The 15,696-nt window shown below is 68.8% G+C and carries 19 protein-coding genes; 14 read left to right on the top strand and 5 right to left on the bottom strand.

The genetic code is table 11. The annotated features are described in order from the left end of the window. Positions 1-18: 18 nt before the first annotated feature. Together ACFPJ1_RS00710 and ACFPJ1_RS00705 are read left to right on the top strand one after the other, a co-directional pair. The gene (locus ACFPJ1_RS00710) at positions 19-1,047 is read left to right on the top strand and encodes an ABC transporter permease (protein ID WP_380100727.1); all 1,029 of its coding nucleotides are present in this window, start codon (positions 19-21) and stop codon (positions 1,045-1,047) included. Between the two features lie 25 nt (positions 1,048-1,072). Beyond that, entirely contained in the window at positions 1,073-2,080 is a 1,008-nt protein-coding gene (locus ACFPJ1_RS00705; RefSeq protein ID WP_380100726.1) for a substrate-binding domain-containing protein, read from the top strand. An 83-nt stretch (positions 2,081-2,163) separates the two neighbouring features. Here ACFPJ1_RS00705 and ACFPJ1_RS00700 read toward each other — a convergent pair whose 3' ends face one another. Further along, positions 2,164-3,159, bottom strand: coding sequence for a LacI family DNA-binding transcriptional regulator (locus tag ACFPJ1_RS00700; RefSeq protein WP_380100725.1), 996 nt, complete (start codon positions 3,157-3,159; stop codon positions 2,164-2,166). A 119-nt stretch (positions 3,160-3,278) separates the two neighbouring features. Here ACFPJ1_RS00700 and ACFPJ1_RS00695 point away from each other — a divergent pair, with 119 nt between their 5' ends. Genes ACFPJ1_RS00695 through ACFPJ1_RS00685 form a run of 3 tightly spaced genes read left to right on the top strand, consistent with a single transcriptional unit; the run spans position 3,279 to position 5,670 of the window. Continuing rightward, entirely contained in the window at positions 3,279-4,709 is a 1,431-nt protein-coding gene (locus ACFPJ1_RS00695) for an NAD-dependent malic enzyme (RefSeq protein WP_380100724.1), read from the top strand. Further along, positions 4,706-5,116, top strand: a complete 411-nt coding sequence (locus ACFPJ1_RS00690) for a VanZ family protein (protein ID WP_380100723.1) — start codon at positions 4,706-4,708, stop codon at positions 5,114-5,116. The genes ACFPJ1_RS00695 and ACFPJ1_RS00690 overlap by 4 nt, the downstream gene beginning before the upstream one ends. Further along, the gene (locus tag ACFPJ1_RS00685; protein WP_132187270.1) at positions 5,113-5,670 is read left to right on the top strand and encodes a YqgE/AlgH family protein; all 558 of its coding nucleotides are present in this window, start codon (positions 5,113-5,115) and stop codon (positions 5,668-5,670) included. The genes ACFPJ1_RS00690 and ACFPJ1_RS00685 overlap by 4 nt, the downstream gene beginning before the upstream one ends. A gap of 950 nt (positions 5,671-6,620) precedes the next feature. Here ACFPJ1_RS00685 and ACFPJ1_RS00680 read toward each other — a convergent pair. Further along, a complete protein-coding gene (locus ACFPJ1_RS00680) occupies positions 6,621-6,884 on the bottom strand; it encodes a DUF3039 domain-containing protein (RefSeq protein ID WP_380100722.1) in 264 nt (87 codons plus the stop codon). A 140-nt stretch (positions 6,885-7,024) separates the two neighbouring features. On the opposite strand from ACFPJ1_RS00680, the gene ACFPJ1_RS00675 reads away from it, so the two are divergent. The 5 genes from ACFPJ1_RS00675 (at position 7,025) to ACFPJ1_RS00655 (ending at position 10,170) form a co-directional block, all read left to right on the top strand. Continuing rightward, positions 7,025-7,597 (top strand): Uma2 family endonuclease, encoded by a 573-nt coding sequence (locus tag ACFPJ1_RS00675; RefSeq protein WP_380100720.1) that lies wholly within the window; start codon positions 7,025-7,027, stop codon positions 7,595-7,597. Positions 7,598-7,657: 60 nt separating this feature from the next. Next, positions 7,658-9,451 carry a DEAD/DEAH box helicase gene (locus tag ACFPJ1_RS00670; RefSeq protein WP_465261059.1) on the top strand — a complete coding sequence of 598 codons (1,794 nt, stop codon included), beginning with the start codon at positions 7,658-7,660 and terminating at the stop codon, positions 9,449-9,451. Between the two features lie 79 nt (positions 9,452-9,530). Then, positions 9,531-9,881, top strand: a complete 351-nt coding sequence (locus ACFPJ1_RS00665) for a hypothetical protein (RefSeq protein ID WP_380100719.1) — start codon at positions 9,531-9,533, stop codon at positions 9,879-9,881. Between the two features lie 12 nt (positions 9,882-9,893). Further along, a complete protein-coding gene (locus ACFPJ1_RS00660; protein ID WP_380100940.1) occupies positions 9,894-10,028 on the top strand; it encodes an SDR family NAD(P)-dependent oxidoreductase in 135 nt (44 codons plus the stop codon). After that, positions 10,000-10,170: a hypothetical protein gene (locus ACFPJ1_RS00655; protein ID WP_380100717.1), complete on the top strand. Its 171-nt coding sequence runs from the start codon at positions 10,000-10,002 to the stop codon at positions 10,168-10,170. The genes ACFPJ1_RS00660 and ACFPJ1_RS00655 overlap by 29 nt, the downstream gene beginning before the upstream one ends. 41 nt (positions 10,171-10,211) lie before the next feature. On the opposite strand, the gene ACFPJ1_RS00650 is transcribed toward ACFPJ1_RS00655, so the two are convergent. Continuing rightward, positions 10,212-10,400, bottom strand: a complete 189-nt coding sequence (locus ACFPJ1_RS00650) for a hypothetical protein (protein WP_132187278.1) — start codon at positions 10,398-10,400, stop codon at positions 10,212-10,214. A gap of 114 nt (positions 10,401-10,514) precedes the next feature. Here ACFPJ1_RS00650 and ACFPJ1_RS00645 point away from each other — a divergent pair, with 114 nt between their 5' ends. Beyond that, a complete protein-coding gene (locus tag ACFPJ1_RS00645; RefSeq protein ID WP_380100716.1) occupies positions 10,515-11,750 on the top strand; it encodes an MFS transporter in 1,236 nt (411 codons plus the stop codon). Here the strand turns inward: ACFPJ1_RS00645 and ACFPJ1_RS00640 are convergent, their stop codons facing one another. Further along, the gene (locus ACFPJ1_RS00640) at positions 11,751-12,494 is read right to left on the bottom strand and encodes a hypothetical protein (RefSeq protein WP_380100715.1); all 744 of its coding nucleotides are present in this window, start codon (positions 12,492-12,494) and stop codon (positions 11,751-11,753) included. Between the two features lie 55 nt (positions 12,495-12,549). On the opposite strand from ACFPJ1_RS00640, the gene ACFPJ1_RS00635 reads away from it, so the two are divergent. After that, positions 12,550-13,194, top strand: coding sequence for an IclR family transcriptional regulator (locus ACFPJ1_RS00635; RefSeq protein ID WP_132187281.1), 645 nt, complete (start codon positions 12,550-12,552; stop codon positions 13,192-13,194). Between the two features lie 23 nt (positions 13,195-13,217). Here ACFPJ1_RS00635 and ACFPJ1_RS00630 read toward each other — a convergent pair whose 3' ends face one another. Continuing rightward, positions 13,218-13,691, bottom strand: coding sequence for an Lrp/AsnC family transcriptional regulator (locus ACFPJ1_RS00630; RefSeq protein WP_380100713.1), 474 nt, complete (start codon positions 13,689-13,691; stop codon positions 13,218-13,220). Positions 13,692-13,851: 160 nt separating this feature from the next. On the opposite strand from ACFPJ1_RS00630, the gene hppD reads away from it, so the two are divergent. Then, entirely contained in the window at positions 13,852-15,054 is a 1,203-nt protein-coding gene (gene hppD / locus ACFPJ1_RS00625; RefSeq protein ID WP_380100712.1) for a 4-hydroxyphenylpyruvate dioxygenase, read from the top strand. A gap of 167 nt (positions 15,055-15,221) precedes the next feature. Beyond that, positions 15,222-15,692 carry a hypothetical protein gene (locus ACFPJ1_RS00620; RefSeq protein ID WP_380100711.1) on the top strand — a complete coding sequence of 157 codons (471 nt, stop codon included), beginning with the start codon at positions 15,222-15,224 and terminating at the stop codon, positions 15,690-15,692. Positions 15,693-15,696 lie beyond the last annotated feature (4 nt).

Here is a 15,696-nt window from a genome sequence, read left to right as displayed (position 1 = left end):
TCGACGGAAGCACGGACGATGACGGCCGTGAGCACGGCGAAGGCGCCGACGGCCATCGCCGAAAGCTCGGGCGGTGTGGTCGCGACGCTGTTCCGGTTCCAGAGTGTGTTCGGGCTGCTCGCGGTGTTCATCGCGGCGATCATCTTCTCGCCGCGGCGCGACGGCGAGATCCTGTTCCTCAGCGCGGACAACCTGGCCAACGTGGTCCGCGCGGTCTCCGAGATCGGCATCATCGCCGTCGGGATGACGTTCGTGATCCTGATCGGCGGCATCGACCTCTCGGTCGGCGCGGTGCTCGGTCTGGCCGCGGTCGGCTCCGCGGTACTGATGGTTGAGAACGACTGGGGTTTCCTGCCATCCATCGTCGTCGTGCTCGCGATCGGCCTGGTCTTCGGCGCGCTGCAGGGCATGGCGACGGCGATGATCGGGATCCAGTCCTTCATCGTGACCTTGGCAGGCCTGCAGATAGCCAGAGGACTAGCCCGGATCTGGTCCGACGGCCAGGGCGTGGCGATTGCCTATGGCAACGGTCCGAACGAGGCGCCGGACTCGTTCGCGATCCTGGGCGAACGCACCTTCGGCGGCCTGGTCCCGATCCCGGTACTGATCTTCGCGGTGGTCGCGATCGCCGCCATCGTGTTCCTCCGCGTCAGCGCCTTCTCGCGGCACCTGTACGCCGTGGGCGGCAACGAGAAGGCGGCTCGCCTGTCGGGTGTGCCGGTGATCCGGGTCAAGATCGCGGTGTTCGCGATCTGCGGGCTGCTCGCCTCGCTGGCCGGCATCGTGCACGCGGTCCAGCTGAACCAGGGCAGCCCGAACGACGGCATCGGCTACGAGCTCGACGCGATCGCCGCGGTGGTGATCGGCGGGACCAGCCTGGCCGGCGGCCGGGGATCTGTCGCGGGCACGGTGGCCGGCGCGCTGCTGCTCGGAGTACTGAACAACATCCTCGCCCTCAACAACATCGACTCCAACATCCAGCTCCTGATCAAGGGACTCGTGATCGTCGCCGCGGCCGCGCTGCAACGGCTCCGTCCCGCTTCGTGAGGCTCCGCCCAGAGAAAGGCTTGACATGCGAAACCTGAAAGCCCCGCTAGCCGCCGCGGCCGTTGCCGCCCTGGTACTCGCCGGCTGTGGAACCACCAGTGAACGAACCTCGGCCGAGCCGCAGGCCGGCAGTTCCAAGGCATGCAAGGGTGCCGACGGCAAGTACACGATCGGCATGAGCCAGGCGAACGTCGCCGAGCCCTACAGGCAGCGGATGGACGACGACATCAAGGCGGCGGCCAAGGAGGTGCCGCAGTTCGATGTGAAGTTCGCCGACGCGGCGCAGGACAACGCCAAGCAGGTCGCCGACGTGGAGAACTACCTCACCCAGCAGATCGACCTGCTGATCATCAGCCCGAACGAGGCCAAGCCGCTCACCGCGGTGGTGAAAAAGGCCTTCGACAAGGGCATCCCGGTGATCGTGCTGGACCGCAAGGTCGAGGGTGACGCGTACACCGGCTTCATCGGCGGCGACAACGTCGAGATCGGTACCGCGGCCGGCAAGTTCGTGGCCGAGAAGCTGCTGCCGAGCGGCGGCAATGTGGTCGAGATCAAGGGCCTGGCCGGCGCCACCCCGCAGGCCGAGCGCAACCAGGGCTTCGCGGCCGGGATCAAGCCGAACCCGAAGATCAAGATCATCGCCACCGCCAGCGGCGACTGGCTGCGGGAGAAGGGCCAGGCGCAGATGGACGCGCTGCTGAAGGCCAACCCGAAGATCGACGTGGTCTACGCGCACAACGACCCGATGGCCGAGGGCGCGTACCTGGCGGCGAAGGCGGTCGGCCGGGAGAAGGAGATGAAGTTCATCGGCATCGACGCGCTGCCGATCCCGTCCGGCGGCATCAAGGCGGTCGAGCAGGGCCGGCTGAGCGCCACCTTCACCTACCCGACCAACGGCAAGGAAGCGATCGCCGCGGCGAAGAAGATCCTGGTCGACTGCGGCACGATCGAGAAGACCCAGACCCTCCAGACCCGCCTGATCGACAAGTCCAACGCCGCCTCCATCTACGCCGAAGAGAACCCCACCGGCTGACCCATCCGCCGACCCACCCGCGACGCCCTTGCGTCCGAAGAAGTGCGGATCCCGCTCCGCACTTCTTCGGACGCAAGCTGTCGTCAGCCGCGGTGGGAGGAGCCGCGCTCGATCAGGCGGGCGCCGAGGGTGGTGGTGGTCGCAGGCCGCGAGTTGTCGGCGATTCTTGCCAGCAGCAACCTCGCGGCCACGGTGCCGATCTCGTACGCCGGTTGCGCCACCACCGAAAGCGGCGGATCCACCAGTTCCGCCCAGGGCGCGTCGTCGAAGGCAACCATCCCGACATCCTTGCCCGGCCGGATCCCGTGCGCCTGCAGCGCCTGCAGAACACCGACCGCCATCGCGCTGTTCGCGACAAGCAACGCGTCCGGCGGCTCCGCCTGGTCGAGAAGATCCTGCGCCGCGCGCCGAGCCCCCGCCGCCTTGTACTCCGTACGCCGTACCAGCTTGGTCGTACTGCGGAGCCGGGCGGCCTTGAGCGCATCGCGATACCCCGCGAGCCGGTCGTCCGCAGTACGGACGCCGAGTGGTCCGGTGATGCAGCCGATCCGGTCGTAGCCCTGGGCAATCAGGTGGGCGGTGGCCTGCTTCGCGGCGAGCCTGGTGTCGACCAGTACGACGTCGCTCTCCTGCTCCGGCAGGGGACGGTCCACCGCCACAAACGCAGTACCGCGGCTGGTCAGCTTCTCGACACTGGTCGTCGTACCGCTGGGCGACAGGATGACGCCCGCGACGCGTTCCTGGATCGCAATGTCGATGTAGCGGTTCTCCTTGTCGGCGCTCTCGTCGGAGTTGCACAGCACGACGGAGTAGCCCACCTCGTGCGCGACGTCCTCGACGCCGCGGGCGATCGCGGTGAAGAACGGGTTCTCGACGTCGGAGATGATCAGCGCGACGACCGCGGCCTCCTGACGGCGCAGGTTCCGCGCCGGGCCGTTCGGCTGGTAGCCGAGCTCCTCGGCGGCCTGGCGGACCCGGGCGGCCAGGTCGCGATCGACGGTCGACTTGCCGTTCAGCGCCCGCGAGACAGTGGCCGTGGAGACCCCGGCCCGGGCCGCGACATCACTGATGGTGGCCACGTCCGCCCTCCCTTCGACGCCTCAGGGTAGCTTGCGAGTAAAGGATTACCCAGCCGATCCGGATGGACGCGATGTACGGAACCTGCGGGCGGTCCGGGCCTCGTGAGAAGATCGCGGGCGTGACTGCCTTGCCGAGCGTTTCCTACTCCATCACCGTCCGCCTCGAGGTCCCCGCAGGCGGCTCGACGGTGAGCAAACTGACGACCGCCGTCGAGCAGGCCGGTGGCCTCGTCACCGCCCTCGACGTGACGGCCTCCGGCCACGAGCGGCTGCGCATCGACGTGACCTGCGCGGCCGCCGACACCGAGCACGCCGGCCGCCTGGTCGAGGCGATGCGCGCGGTACCGGGCGTCGAGATCGGCCGGGTCTCCGACCGGACCTTCCTGATGCACCTCGGCGGCAAGATCTCGATGGAGGCCAAGCACCCGATCCGCAACCGCGACGACCTGTCGATGATCTACACCCCGGGGGTGGCGCGGGTCTGCCTGGCGATCGCGGCCAACCCCGACGACGCCCGCCGGCTGACGATCAAGCGCAACAGCGTTGCCGTGGTCACGGACGGCTCCGCGGTACTCGGGCTCGGCAACATCGGTCCGAAGGCCGCGCTGCCGGTGATGGAGGGCAAGGCAGCCCTGTTCAAGCGGTTCGCCGGGATCGACGCGTGGCCGTTGTGCCTGGACACCCAGGACACCGAGGCGATCATCCAGGTGGTCAAGGCGATCGCGCCCGGGTTCGCCGGCATCAACCTGGAGGACATCTCCGCGCCGCGCTGCTTCGAGATCGAGGCCCGGCTGCGCGAGGAACTGGACATCCCGGTCTTCCACGACGACCAGCACGGTACGGCGGTCGTCGTACTGGCCGCGCTCTTCAACGCTCTGCGGGTGGTGAACAAGGACATCAGCAACGTGCGGGTGGTGCTGTCCGGCGCGGGTGCGGCCGGTACGGCGATCCTCAAGCTGCTGATCGTCGCGGGCGTCAAGGACGCGATCGTCGCCGACATCGCCGGGGTCATCCACCTGGAGCGCGACGGGCTGTCGCCGGAGCTGCGCTGGATCGCGGAGAACACCAACGCCGCGAAGTACAGCGGCGACCTGAAGGGCGCGCTGGCCGGGGCCGACGTGTTCATCGGCGTCTCGGCGCCGAACATCCTGAACGGCGACGACATCGCCACCATGAACGAGGACGCCATCGTCTTCGCGCTGGCGAACCCGGATCCCGAGGTCGACCCGGCGGCGGCGCACGAGCACGCGGCCGTGGTCGCGACCGGCCGGAGCGACTTCCCGAACCAGATCAACAACGTGCTGGTCTTCCCGGGGGTTTTCCGCGGTCTGCTGGACGCGCAGTCCTCCTCGGTGTCGATCGAGATGGAACTGGCCGCCGCCAAGGCGCTGGCCGGCGTGGTCACCGACGACGAGCTGAACGCGGACTACATCGTGCCCAGCGTCTTCCACCCGGAGGTGCACACGATGGTCGCGCACGCCGTTCGCGACGCCTGCGGAGGCAAGGCGCCGGCGGCGGAAGTGTTCCCGGACGACTCCCCGTCACTTTGAGCACGACCGCTGTGAAGTCGTCCGGCCCACGCGCGGTCTGGCGGGTCCGGTTGTGGCGGGCCGCCTTCGTGCTGGCCTGCCTGATCCACTTGTACGGGCTGTACTCGCCGCGCCAGGCCGGCCCCGAGGCGAGCTTCCCGCTCGAGGACAAGCTGGCCCACCTGCTGCTGTTCGGCTCGGTCGCCTACCTCGGCCTGCGCGTCGGCGTACCGGCTCGGTGGTTGCTTCCGGTGCTGGCCGCGAACACGATCGTCAGTGAGCTGGTCCAGCACTTCCTGCTGCCGCAGCGCAGCGGGGATCCGCTGGACACGGTCGCGGATCTCTGCGGGCTGGCGCTGGGTGCCTGGCTGGGCTTTCGGGCTCTGCGGGCCCAAAAGGTTGCCGGGCACGACATGATGGGTGCATGACGGCCTCGACCCTGACCGGTTCGCTGCTGGTGGCGACCCCGTTGCTCGACGAGCCGCCCTTCCGCCGCTCGGTGATCCTGCTGCTGGACCACGACGAGGACGGCGCACTCGGGGTGGTCGTCAACCGTGCCGCCGACCTGGAGGTCGACCGGGTGCTGTCCGACTGGTCGACCACCGTGAGCGAGCCGGGCGTGCTCTTCATGGGCGGCCCGGTCGGCACCGACAGCGCCCTCGCGGTCGCCGAGGTGATCGAGTCCGCCGACCCACCGGGCTGGCGCGGCTGCTTCGGCCGCATCGGCCTGATCGACCTGGACGTCCCACCCGCCCTGCTCGAAGGCGCGATCCAGCGGATGCGCATCTTCGCCGGCTACGCGGGCTGGAGCAGCGGCCAACTCGAAGGCGAGATCACCGAAGGCGCCTGGTACGTCGTCCCCTCCGAACCCGACGACGTCTTCAGCCTCCACCCCGACAGCCTCTGGCGCCGAGTCCTCCGCCGCCAAGGCGACCAAATGGCCTACCTCGCCACCTATCCAGACGACCCGACCCAGAACTAAGTCCTCCCACGCAACTCCTCCGCCGCCGCCCCCACCCCGGGTCGCCGCTCCTCCGCAGCGCAACGAATGGCAGGTGGTCGCGGGTGGAGTGAGGTGGTCCCCGGGCGGGCCTGGGTGGTTACCAGGCCGCCGTGAGGTGATCAGGCTGCAGGCTCGGGGGTTGAGAATCACCTCGAGCTGCTGCACCGATCCGGCTGTACCGAGCGACAGGTAGATGTCGCTCGCGACCTCACCCTCCACGCTCACCGCGGCGGTTGAGGCGCAGAGAGAGGGCAGTATTTCCTGTCGTTCCGTATACGCCGCGCAGCCGTTCTCAGCGATTGCCGCGCCGCGCCTCCAACAGCCACTCCACCCACCGAGGGTGGGCCTACACCTACGGCTGGGCCAGTCATTGACCGTCCTCCATCGCCAGCCCACCTACCCTGTTCCGCGACTCCGCGGATGGGCACGCGAATTGCTCGACAGGTGTTATCAGCCGGCCCATGCGCGATACGGCGGAGCGGTGGGGAGCGCGCAGTACGAGCGGGCGATTTGGGGCGGTTCGGCGCCCGACAACAGCTGGCGAGCTACCCGCGTACCTGGCCAGTCACGCGGCTGGCTCAGCAGTTGTCCTCAGCCCTGGCAGGCGGAGTACGGCGGAGTGTGTGGCGGGAAGCGCAGTACGAGCGGCGGTTGGGCGCGTGAGGTGTGAGCTGGCGATTGCGGGGAATCGGCGCCCAACAACAGCTGGCGAGCTTGCTCGCGTGCTCGGCCAGGCACGCGAGTAACTCGACAGGTGTCCTCAGCCAGGGCGAGCGCGTACCGCGGCGCGTGTAGTACGCGCTGGCGGTGCGGCACGGGTCGTGCGAGCTGGCGGGTTGGGCCAGCGGCGCTAACGACAGCTGCGAGCTTGCTCGCGTGTCCGGCAGGCACGCGAGTAACCCGGCGGGCGACCTCGGGCTGGCGCGGGGCTAGTCGTCGTTGTCGTCGTCGCCGGGGTTCAGCGAGTCCCAGATCTCCTTGCACTCCGGGCAGACCGGGAACTTCTGCGGGTCCCGGCTCGGCACCCAGACCTTGCCGCAGAGGGCGACGACCGGCGTGCCCATCACCATCGCCTCGGTCAGCTTGTCCTTCGGCACGTAGTGCGAGAACCGCTCGTGATCGCCCTCGTCCAGCGACGGCTTGGTGCGCTCGTCGATGACCGTCTCTGCGCCGGGGCTCAGCTGAGTACTCATGCCCAAGAGTGTAGGTCGCCCCGTCCACCAACACCCGCACTTTGTCCACAACCCCGCACCAGAAACATCCCTGTGGACAACCGGGGCAGCCGGGGGCAGACGACGGCACGTTGTAGGCATGGACTACCGAAGGAGGCACCATGGGTCTCGTGGATCCCGTGCAGGACGACTACACCGTTCCCTGGCCGCCCAACCGGCCGCTGACCAGGGACGATCTCGATCGGATACCCGATGACGGGCACCGGTACGAGCTCATCGACGGTGCGCTGATCATGACGCCGGCGCCCTCGCCCCTGCATCAGACGGTCGTGGTCAACCTCCTGCTCAGGCTGGCTGCCGCGTGTCCACCGGACCTGAAGGTCCTGGTCGCGCCGCTGGACGTGGCGCTCTCGGCCGACAGCGTCATCCAACCTGACGTCCTCGTCGCACGCCGGGAGGACTTCACCGAGCGGGACCTGCCGAAGCCTCCGCTGCTTGCTGTCGAAGTGCTTTCGCCGAGTACCAAGCGGGTCGACCTAATGTTGAAGTGGTCGCGCCTGGAGGCGGCCGGCTGTCCGGCGTACTGGGTGGTGGATCCCGACACGCCGAGCCTGATCGCGTGGGAGATGCGGGATGGGGCATATGCGCAGGTCGCGAAGGTCACCGGCGATGAAGTGGCGCGTCTGGAGGTGCCGTTCGCGGTGACGGTGGTGCCGGCCGATCTGACCTCGTAGGCGTTGTCGGGTAACGTTCCTGCACGGCCGACAGTCGACTATCGGGGGAGTATGCCGTCCGTGGATTCGCACGCGCCCGCACCACCAGCCGTGCTTCCTCCGGCCTATCCGGACCGCGCTGCTTGGGGTACTGCGAGCAAGCTGCGTGCCTGGCAGGCGGAGGCGCTCCAGCTCTACCTTGACCAGCAGCCGAAGGACTTCCTGGCGGTCGCGACGCCGGGTGCGGGGAAGACGACCTTCGCGCTGACGGTCGCCGCCGAGTTGCTGCATCGCCGGCTGATCGAGCGGATCACGGTGGTGACGCCGACCGAGCACCTGAAGGTCCAGTGGGCTGACGCGGCTGACAAGGCCGGGATCGCGATCGACCCGGCCTTCGCGGGTCGCCGGGGCCGGACGAACAAGGACTTCCAGGGCGTCGCCGTCACCTACGCGGGCGTCGCGGTGAACCCGCTCGCCTTCCGGGTCCGGACCGAGAAGTTTCGCACCCTGGTGATCCTCGACGAGGTGCACCACGGTGGCGACGCGCTGAGCTGGGGCGAAGGCGTACGGGAGGCCTTCGAGCCTGCCACCCGGCGCCTGGCACTGACCGGTACTCCGTTCCGCAGCGACGACAACCCGATCCCGTTCGTCACCTACGAGCACGGCCACGACGGCGCCGCCCGGAGCAAGGCGGACTACACGTACGGCTACGGCCACGCGCTGCGCGACCACGTCGTACGGCCGGTCATCTTCATGTCGTACTCGGGTGAGATGCGCTGGCGCACCAAGGCCGGCGACGAGGTCGCGGCGCGGCTCGGCGAACCGTTGACGAAGGACCTGACCGCCCAAGCCCTCCGTACGGCGCTCGACCCGACCGGCGAGTGGATGCCCGCGGTGCTGGCCGCCGCGGACAAGCGGCTGACCGAGGTACGGCGGCACATGCCGGACGCGGGTGGGCTCGTCATCTCGGGCGACCAGAACACGGCCCGGGCGTACGCGAAGGTGCTCCGCGAGCTGACCGGCGAGGCGCCGACCGTCGTGCTGTCCGACGAGAAGGCGGCGAGCAAGAAGATCGCCGCGTTCTCCGAGGGCGAGCAGCGGTGGATGGTCGCGGTCCGGATGGTGAGCGAGGGCGTCGACGTACCGCGGCTCGCGGTCGGGGTGTACGCCACGCCCACCTCGACCCCGTTGTTCTTCGCGCAGGCGGTCGGGCGGTTCGTGCGGGCGCGCAAGCGGGGTGAGACGGCGTCGGTGTTCGTGCCGTCGGTGACCCGGCTGCTGAGCTTCGCCGCCGAGATGGAGGTCGAACGCGACCACGTCCTCGGCCGGAGGAACTCGAACGAGGACGGCGACATCTTCGCGCTCGAGGACGATCTGCTGAAGAAGGCGAACCAGGCCGAGGGTGCCAGCGATGACCTCGAGGCGAAGTTCGAGGCGCTCGGGTCGGACGCGACCTTCGACCGGGTGGTCTTCGACGGCGGCGACTACGGCACCGGTGGAGACATCGGGTCCGACGAGGAGCTCGACTTCCTCGGTCTGCCGGGGTTGCTCGAGCCCGACCAGGTCCGCGAGTTGCTCCGCAAGCGCCAGGCGAAGTCGCTGGCGGCGCAGAAGCGCTCGCGGCGCGCGGATGGGTCCGACCACAGGGACCCGACGCCGAGGGAACTCGCCACCCACGAGCAGGTCTCCCTGCTCCGGCGCGAGCTCAACGGCCTGGTCGCCGCCTGGCACCACCGCACCGGCCAGCCGCACGGAGTCATCCACAACGACCTCCGCCGCAAACTGGGCGGCCCCGCCGCAGCCCACGCCTCGTCAACCGAACTCCGCGACCGCATCGAACTCATCCGAGACTGGGCCACCCAACGCCGAGCCTGACCCGCGCCAACCCCCGTACGCCGAGCCCGGGGGTGGGGCGGTGCTCGGGGGTGGGTGGTTGAGGTGGCAGGATCCGGTGATGAGTTATGACTTGGTGGTTTGGGTGGGGAAGCGGCCGGCGGATGCTGCCGAGGCTGATGAGCGGTACGAGGAAGTCATGGACCTGCTCGAGTCGAACGCCGACAACACCCCACCCAACGCGCGCCTGGTGGCCTACGGCGCCGCCCTCGTCCGCCGCTGGCCCGAGCTCGACGATGCCTTCGACAGTCCCTGGGTCGTCTCCCCGCTGATCGCCGATGCGGTCGGCGACGTCTTCCCGTTCAGCATCGACTCCAGCCGCGCCGACGAGGTGGCCCCGTACGCCGCCCGCCTGGCCGCCGAGCAGGGCCTGATCTGCTACGACCCCCAGGAAGGCGCTCTCCGCCCCTGACCACAAAAGAAGATCGCGCTGGTCACCGGCGCCAACAAGGGAATCGGCAGGGAGATCGCCCGGCAGTTGGGCGAACTCGGCCAAACGGTCCTGGTGGGCTCGCGGGACCTGGCCCGCGGTGGCCACCGCCAAGGAACTCGTTGCTGACGGCATCGACGCTCGCGGTCCAGCTCAAGGTCATGGACGAACGATCCACGGGGGCGCGACCGTCGCCGTCCGCCTCGCCACGCTCACGCCGGACGGCCCCACCGGCGAGCTCCACGCCGAACCCGGCCGCCTGCCCTGGTGAGAGCACGCTGCGGCCGAGGTGCAGTCAGGCAGGTATGAGTGTCAGTCGAAGTCGAAGATCGAGTTCTTGTCGTAGAAGTGCAGGACGTAGCGGCAGTTCTGGCAGATCAGCAGGGTCATCCGGTGGGAGGTGAAGCCCCAGCGCGAGTCGCTGCGGGCCTCCTCCTGCTGGAACTGCGGGCAGCTGCAGAGTGGGCAGGTGAGCGTCGGTGCTTGCGGCTGGTTCGTCATAACGAGTACTGACGCACGCCGCCCGTCCCCGGTGCCCCCCGAAACGATCGGTCCGCCGAGCGGTGCCACCCAGCCGCTATAACGAGCGAGTTGGTCGTGACATAGGTTCTGACCGTGGCCCGCCTGCTGACTGATATCCGTCCGCTCAAGGAGTCAGCCGATTTCCGGCGGTTGTGGATCGGGTCCACCGTCTCGCAGCTCGGCCAGCAGATGACCGCGGTGACCGTCTCGATCCAGGTCTACGCCCTGACCCACTCGACGTTCTCGGTCGGCCTGGTCGGACTCTGCTCGCTGGTTCCCCTGGTTGTCTTCGGCCTGTACGGCGGGGCGATGGCTGACGCGATCGACCGGCGACTCCTCGCGCTGGTGTCCTCGGGCGGCCTCTGGTTGCTCTCGATGCTGCTGGTCGCCCAGTCCGAGCTGCAGTGGAACAAGGTCTGGGTCCTGTACGCCGTGGTCGCCGTGCAGTCGGCGTGCTTCGCGGTGAACGGCCCGGCGCGCTCCGCGATCATCCCGCGACTGATCCGCCCGGAACTGCTGCCGGCCGCGAACACCCTCAGCCAGGCGGCCTTCAACCTCGGCTTCACCGCCGGGCCACTGCTCGGGGCCGCGGTGATCGCCTGGCAGGGGTTCGGCGCGGCGTACCTGGTCGATGTCATCACCTTCACGGCCGCCCTGTATGCGCTGTTCCGGCTGCCTCCGGTCCCACCGACCGGCACGGTCCGGCGCGCGGGACTCCGCTCGGTGCTGGAGGGGTTCACTTTCCTCAGGGCGGCCCCGGTCCTGCTCGCCACCTTCGTCGCGGACATCCTGGCCATGGTCTTCGCGCAACCCCGTGCGCTCTTCCCGGCGGTGGCGGGCTCCTTCTTCGCGGGCGGCGTACGGACCGTCGGCCTCCTGCAGGCGGCTCCCGCGATCGGGGCGCTGGTGGGAGTGCTGTTCTCGGGCTGGGTCAGCCGGGTACGCCGCCAGGGCGTGGCGATCGTTGCCGCGATCACCGTGTACGCCGCCGCGGTCGGCCTGTTCGGGTTGTCCCGCACGATCTGGCTGGGAGTCGCCCTGCTCGCGCTGTCCGGAGCCGCCGACATGGTGAGTTCGGCGTACCGGAACACCGTCCTGCAGTCGGCGGCGCCGGACGCGATGCGCGGGCGTCTTCAGGGCGTGTTCATCGTCGTGGTCGCGGGTGGCCCGAGGCTCGGGGACTTCGTCGCCGGCACGACCGCGTCACTCACCACGCCCACGATCGCGCTGCTCGGCGGAGCGTGCGTGTGCATCGTCGGCCTGTTCATCCTGCTCGCCTGGAACAAACCCTTCCGCCGCTACGACTCGCAGGTTCGCGCCCTGCGCTGATCAGCCGCCGGTGGCGAGCTTCTTGAGCACGGTCGGCCAGGAGTCCAGGTCGGGGTTGATCTGGGTCATCGGCTTGTCGCCGACGGTGACGATCTTGCGATCTCCGAGCGGCTTCTTCAGCTTGACCGGGGCAAGCGAGATCGCGTCGTCCGGCGGGCACGGCGCGGTGGAGTCGAACAGCACCGCGATCTTCTCGTCGGTCTGCTGGATCTTCAGGTCGATCGCGCAGTCCGCGCCCACCCCGACCAGCAGGTCCGCCTCGTCGTAGTCAGGCCGGTTCTGGATCCACTTCAGGTACTTGGGCTTCTTGCCGTCGACCAGCTGGTACGACGGGACCGGCTGCTGGGTGTTCGCCAGCACCTCGCCGCTGCCGCTGTTGAAGAACTCGCCGAAGATCATGTTGATGCACGGATCGGCCATCGTCTTCTCGTTGTCCACCGCGCCCCACGCCTTGGCCGCCTGGTAGCAGCCGTTCGCCTCCCGGTTCAGCGAGACGTTGAACCCGATCAGCGCCAGCGCGGCGATCACCAGGGTGCCGGCGAGCATCCGCCGCGATCGGATCTGCTTGTCGCCGAGCCGATCGGCGTCCTCGACCTCCTCGGCCGTCGCGTCCGTCGGCTGTTGCCGGAACAGCCCCAGAACGTTGCTCGTCCAGCGCGGATTGATCAACGTCGGGACCGCGTAGACGAGGATCAGCACGACGCAGACGGCGATGGCGGGGAGGAGCGCCCAGTAATTTCGCACGGCAGCAAGATACGGGGCCATCGGGCCGCGGCCGAAAAACGGTTACGCTTCGCCTGTGCCCGCAGAGACGTCCCAGACGCTCGACCGGGGACTCACCGTCCTCGAGTTGCTGGCGGACGCCCCGGACGGCCTGTCCATCACCGAACTGGCCGCCGCTCTGAGCGTCAGCCGGACCGTCGTCTATCGCTTGGTGAACACGCTCGAGCTGCACCGGCTGGTCCGGCGCGACAGTGAGGGCAGAGCCCGGCTCGGGCTGGCCGTGCTGCACTACAGCCGGCGCGTCCAGCCCACCCTTCGCGACGCGGCCCTGCCGGTACTGCGCTCGCTGGCCGAGGACACCGGTGCGACGGCACACCTGACCGTGGCGGACGGTGATGAGGCGCTCGCGATCGCGGTGATCGAGCCGAGCTGGACCGATTTCCACGTGTCGTACCGGATGGGATCGCGGCACGCGCTCGACCAGGGCGCCGCCGGCAAGGCCATCCTCGCGGGCCGCCGCAAACCGGATCCGGCCGGCCGCCCGTTCGTCATCACGGCCGGCGAACTCCAGGCCGGCGCGCAGGGCGTGTCCTCTCCGGTGCTCGGCGTTCCGGGCGTCGAGGCCTCCATCGGCGTCGTTGTCCTCGGCAAGCTCGACCGCGACTTCGTGGGCCCCCGAGTAGCCCGCGCCGCAGTCGAAGTAGCCAAACGCCTCGCCTGACCACCTGCGACACGCCCGGGGTGTCAGGGCTGTGTTGCGGCGTGGAGGAGCGGTAGGACTCGGTGGGGGATTTGTTCGGCCAGGGCGATGACCGTTGAGGCGCGTTGGATGCCTTGGACGATGACCACCTGGTCGATGACGCGTTGAAGGTCGGCGTTGGAGCGGGCGACGATGCGGCACCACAGGTCCTCGGCGCCGGTGATCGTGTGCACCTCCAGGACCTCGGGGATCGCGGCCAGGGCGGCCGCGACCGTGGTGTGACCTGAACCCTGCTCGATCTGCAGGGTCGCGAACGCGGTCACCGGGTAGCCGATCGCGGTCGTGTCGACGTCCGGGCCCCAGCCGCGGACCACGCCGTCGCGCTGCAGGCGGTCCAGCCGGGCCTGCACGGTCCCGCGGGCCACCCCCAGCCGACGCGAGGCCTCCAGTACGCCGACCCGCGGTTCGGCGGCGAACAGGTCGAGGATGCGCGCGTCCAGCGCGTCCACTCCAGTCACTGGCTTCCTCCTAGTCATGGTGACCAAATAGCCCAATAGAACCTCAAGAATACTGGTCAACCTGCGCAGTCAAACAGAGAACTGTTGCGCAACCTGTCCGCCTCCGGCCAAGCTCACCACCAAGCCGAACCCGACCGACCCACCGACCGGGAGGACCCCGATGACCAGCACCGACCTCACCCCCGCAGAGCTCGACGCCGATCTCGACCTCGACCAGCTGAAGCAGCTCGTCGGACTGGTGCCCTATGACGAGAGCACCGACCCGTTCCCGGTGACCGCGATGGATGCCGTGGTGTTCGTCGTCGGCAACGCCACCCAGACCGCGAAGTACTACCAGCTCGCCTTCGGGATGGACCTGGTCGGCTACTCCGGGCCGGAGACCGGCAACAAGGACAGCAAGGCGTTCGTGCTGAAGGCGGGGTCGGCGCGATTCGTCATCACCGGGGGCGTGCACCCCGCCAGCCCGCTGCACGACCACCACCGCAAGCACGGCGACGGTGTCAGCGACATCTCGCTCGAGGTGCCGGACGTGGACAAGTGCATCAAGCACGCGCGGGCCGCGGGCGCCACCGTGCTGGAGGAGCCGCACGACGTGACCGACGAGCACGGCACGGTCCGCCGCGCCGCGATCGCGGCGTACGGGGACACCCGGCACTCGCTGATCGACCGCAGCCGATACCACGGCCCGTACCTGCCGGGGTTCGTCGAGGCCGAGACCTCGGTGGTCCGGCCCGAGGGGCACCCGAAGCGGCTCTTCCAGGCCGTCGACCACGTGGTCGGCAACGTCGAGCTCGGCCTGATGGACGAGTGGGTGACGTTCTACAACAAGGTGATGGGCTTCGTGAACATGGCGGAGTTCATCGGCGACGACATCGCCACCGACTACTCCGCGCTGATGAGCAAGGTGGTCGCCAACGGCAACCACCGGGTCAAGTTCCCGCTGAACGAGCCGGCCATCGCGAAGAAGAAGTCGCAGATCGACGAGTTCCTGGAGTTCTACGACGGCGCCGGCGCCCAGCACATCGCGCTGGCCACCAACGACATCCTGCGCACCGTCGACATCATGCGCTCCAACGGCGTGGAGTTCCTGGAGACCCCCGACTCCTACTACGAGGACCCGGAGCTGCGGGCCCGGATCGGCAACGTGCGGGCGCCGATCGAGGAGCTGCAGAAGCGCAAGATCCTGGTCGACCGGGACGAGGACGGCTACCTGCTGCAGATCTTCACCAAGCCGATCGGGGACCGGCCGACGGTGTTCTACGAACTGATCGAGCGGCACGGCTCGCTCGGCTTCGGCAAGGGCAACTTCAAGGCGCTGTTCGAGGCGATCGAGCGCGAGCAGGAGCGCCGCGGCAACCTCTGACGTCCGGACTGACCGGTAACTTCGTGACACACAGGGTGACGCGCCCGGAACACTCCGTTCCGGGCGTGCTCATTGTCCGATTACCGGATTGACTGTCAGGTCAGGGGAGGTTCGCGTACCCTGCCCAATGAGTGTGCGTCGGGGCGTACGCTCAGGAAGGGTTTTCGATGAAGACACTGGGCATTCTGCTCAGCACCGCGGGCCTGGCCGGAGTGGGCGTTCTCGCCCTGGCCACACCAGCTCAGGCGGCCGAAGCCGCCAGCTGCTCGGGTGCGACCTCCATCTCGTCCAACAGGATCCTGCGCGACCACAAGCCACCCGGCTTCGGCACCGTCCGGCTGGTCCGGGACAGCTGTTCGCAGTACTGGGCCGAGATCACGATGATCTCGCGGCTGCCGAAGAACGCGAAGGCGAACGCGTACCTGGTCCAGTACGGCGGCGCCAACGCGGGCCGGACGTTGTCGTGCGACAGCGGCGGCGGCACCGACGCGGTGATCGCCGGCCAGCGAACGTGCCGGACGCCGAAGGTGAAGTCGACCGACCGCCGGGTCACGTTCGTGGCGGTCGCCCGCGAGTTCCACAACTACGGTGGCGGCTACGAGGAGATCTCGGAGAACGCGACCAGCCGGACCCGCTGACAAG

The sequence above is a fragment of the Kribbella qitaiheensis genome, assembly GCF_042657745.1.
GTDB classification, from domain to species: domain Bacteria; phylum Actinomycetota; class Actinomycetes; order Propionibacteriales; family Kribbellaceae; genus Kribbella; species Kribbella qitaiheensis.
Note: the sequence above shows the minus strand (reverse complement) of the source record. Positions and strands in the feature narration are given on the sequence as shown.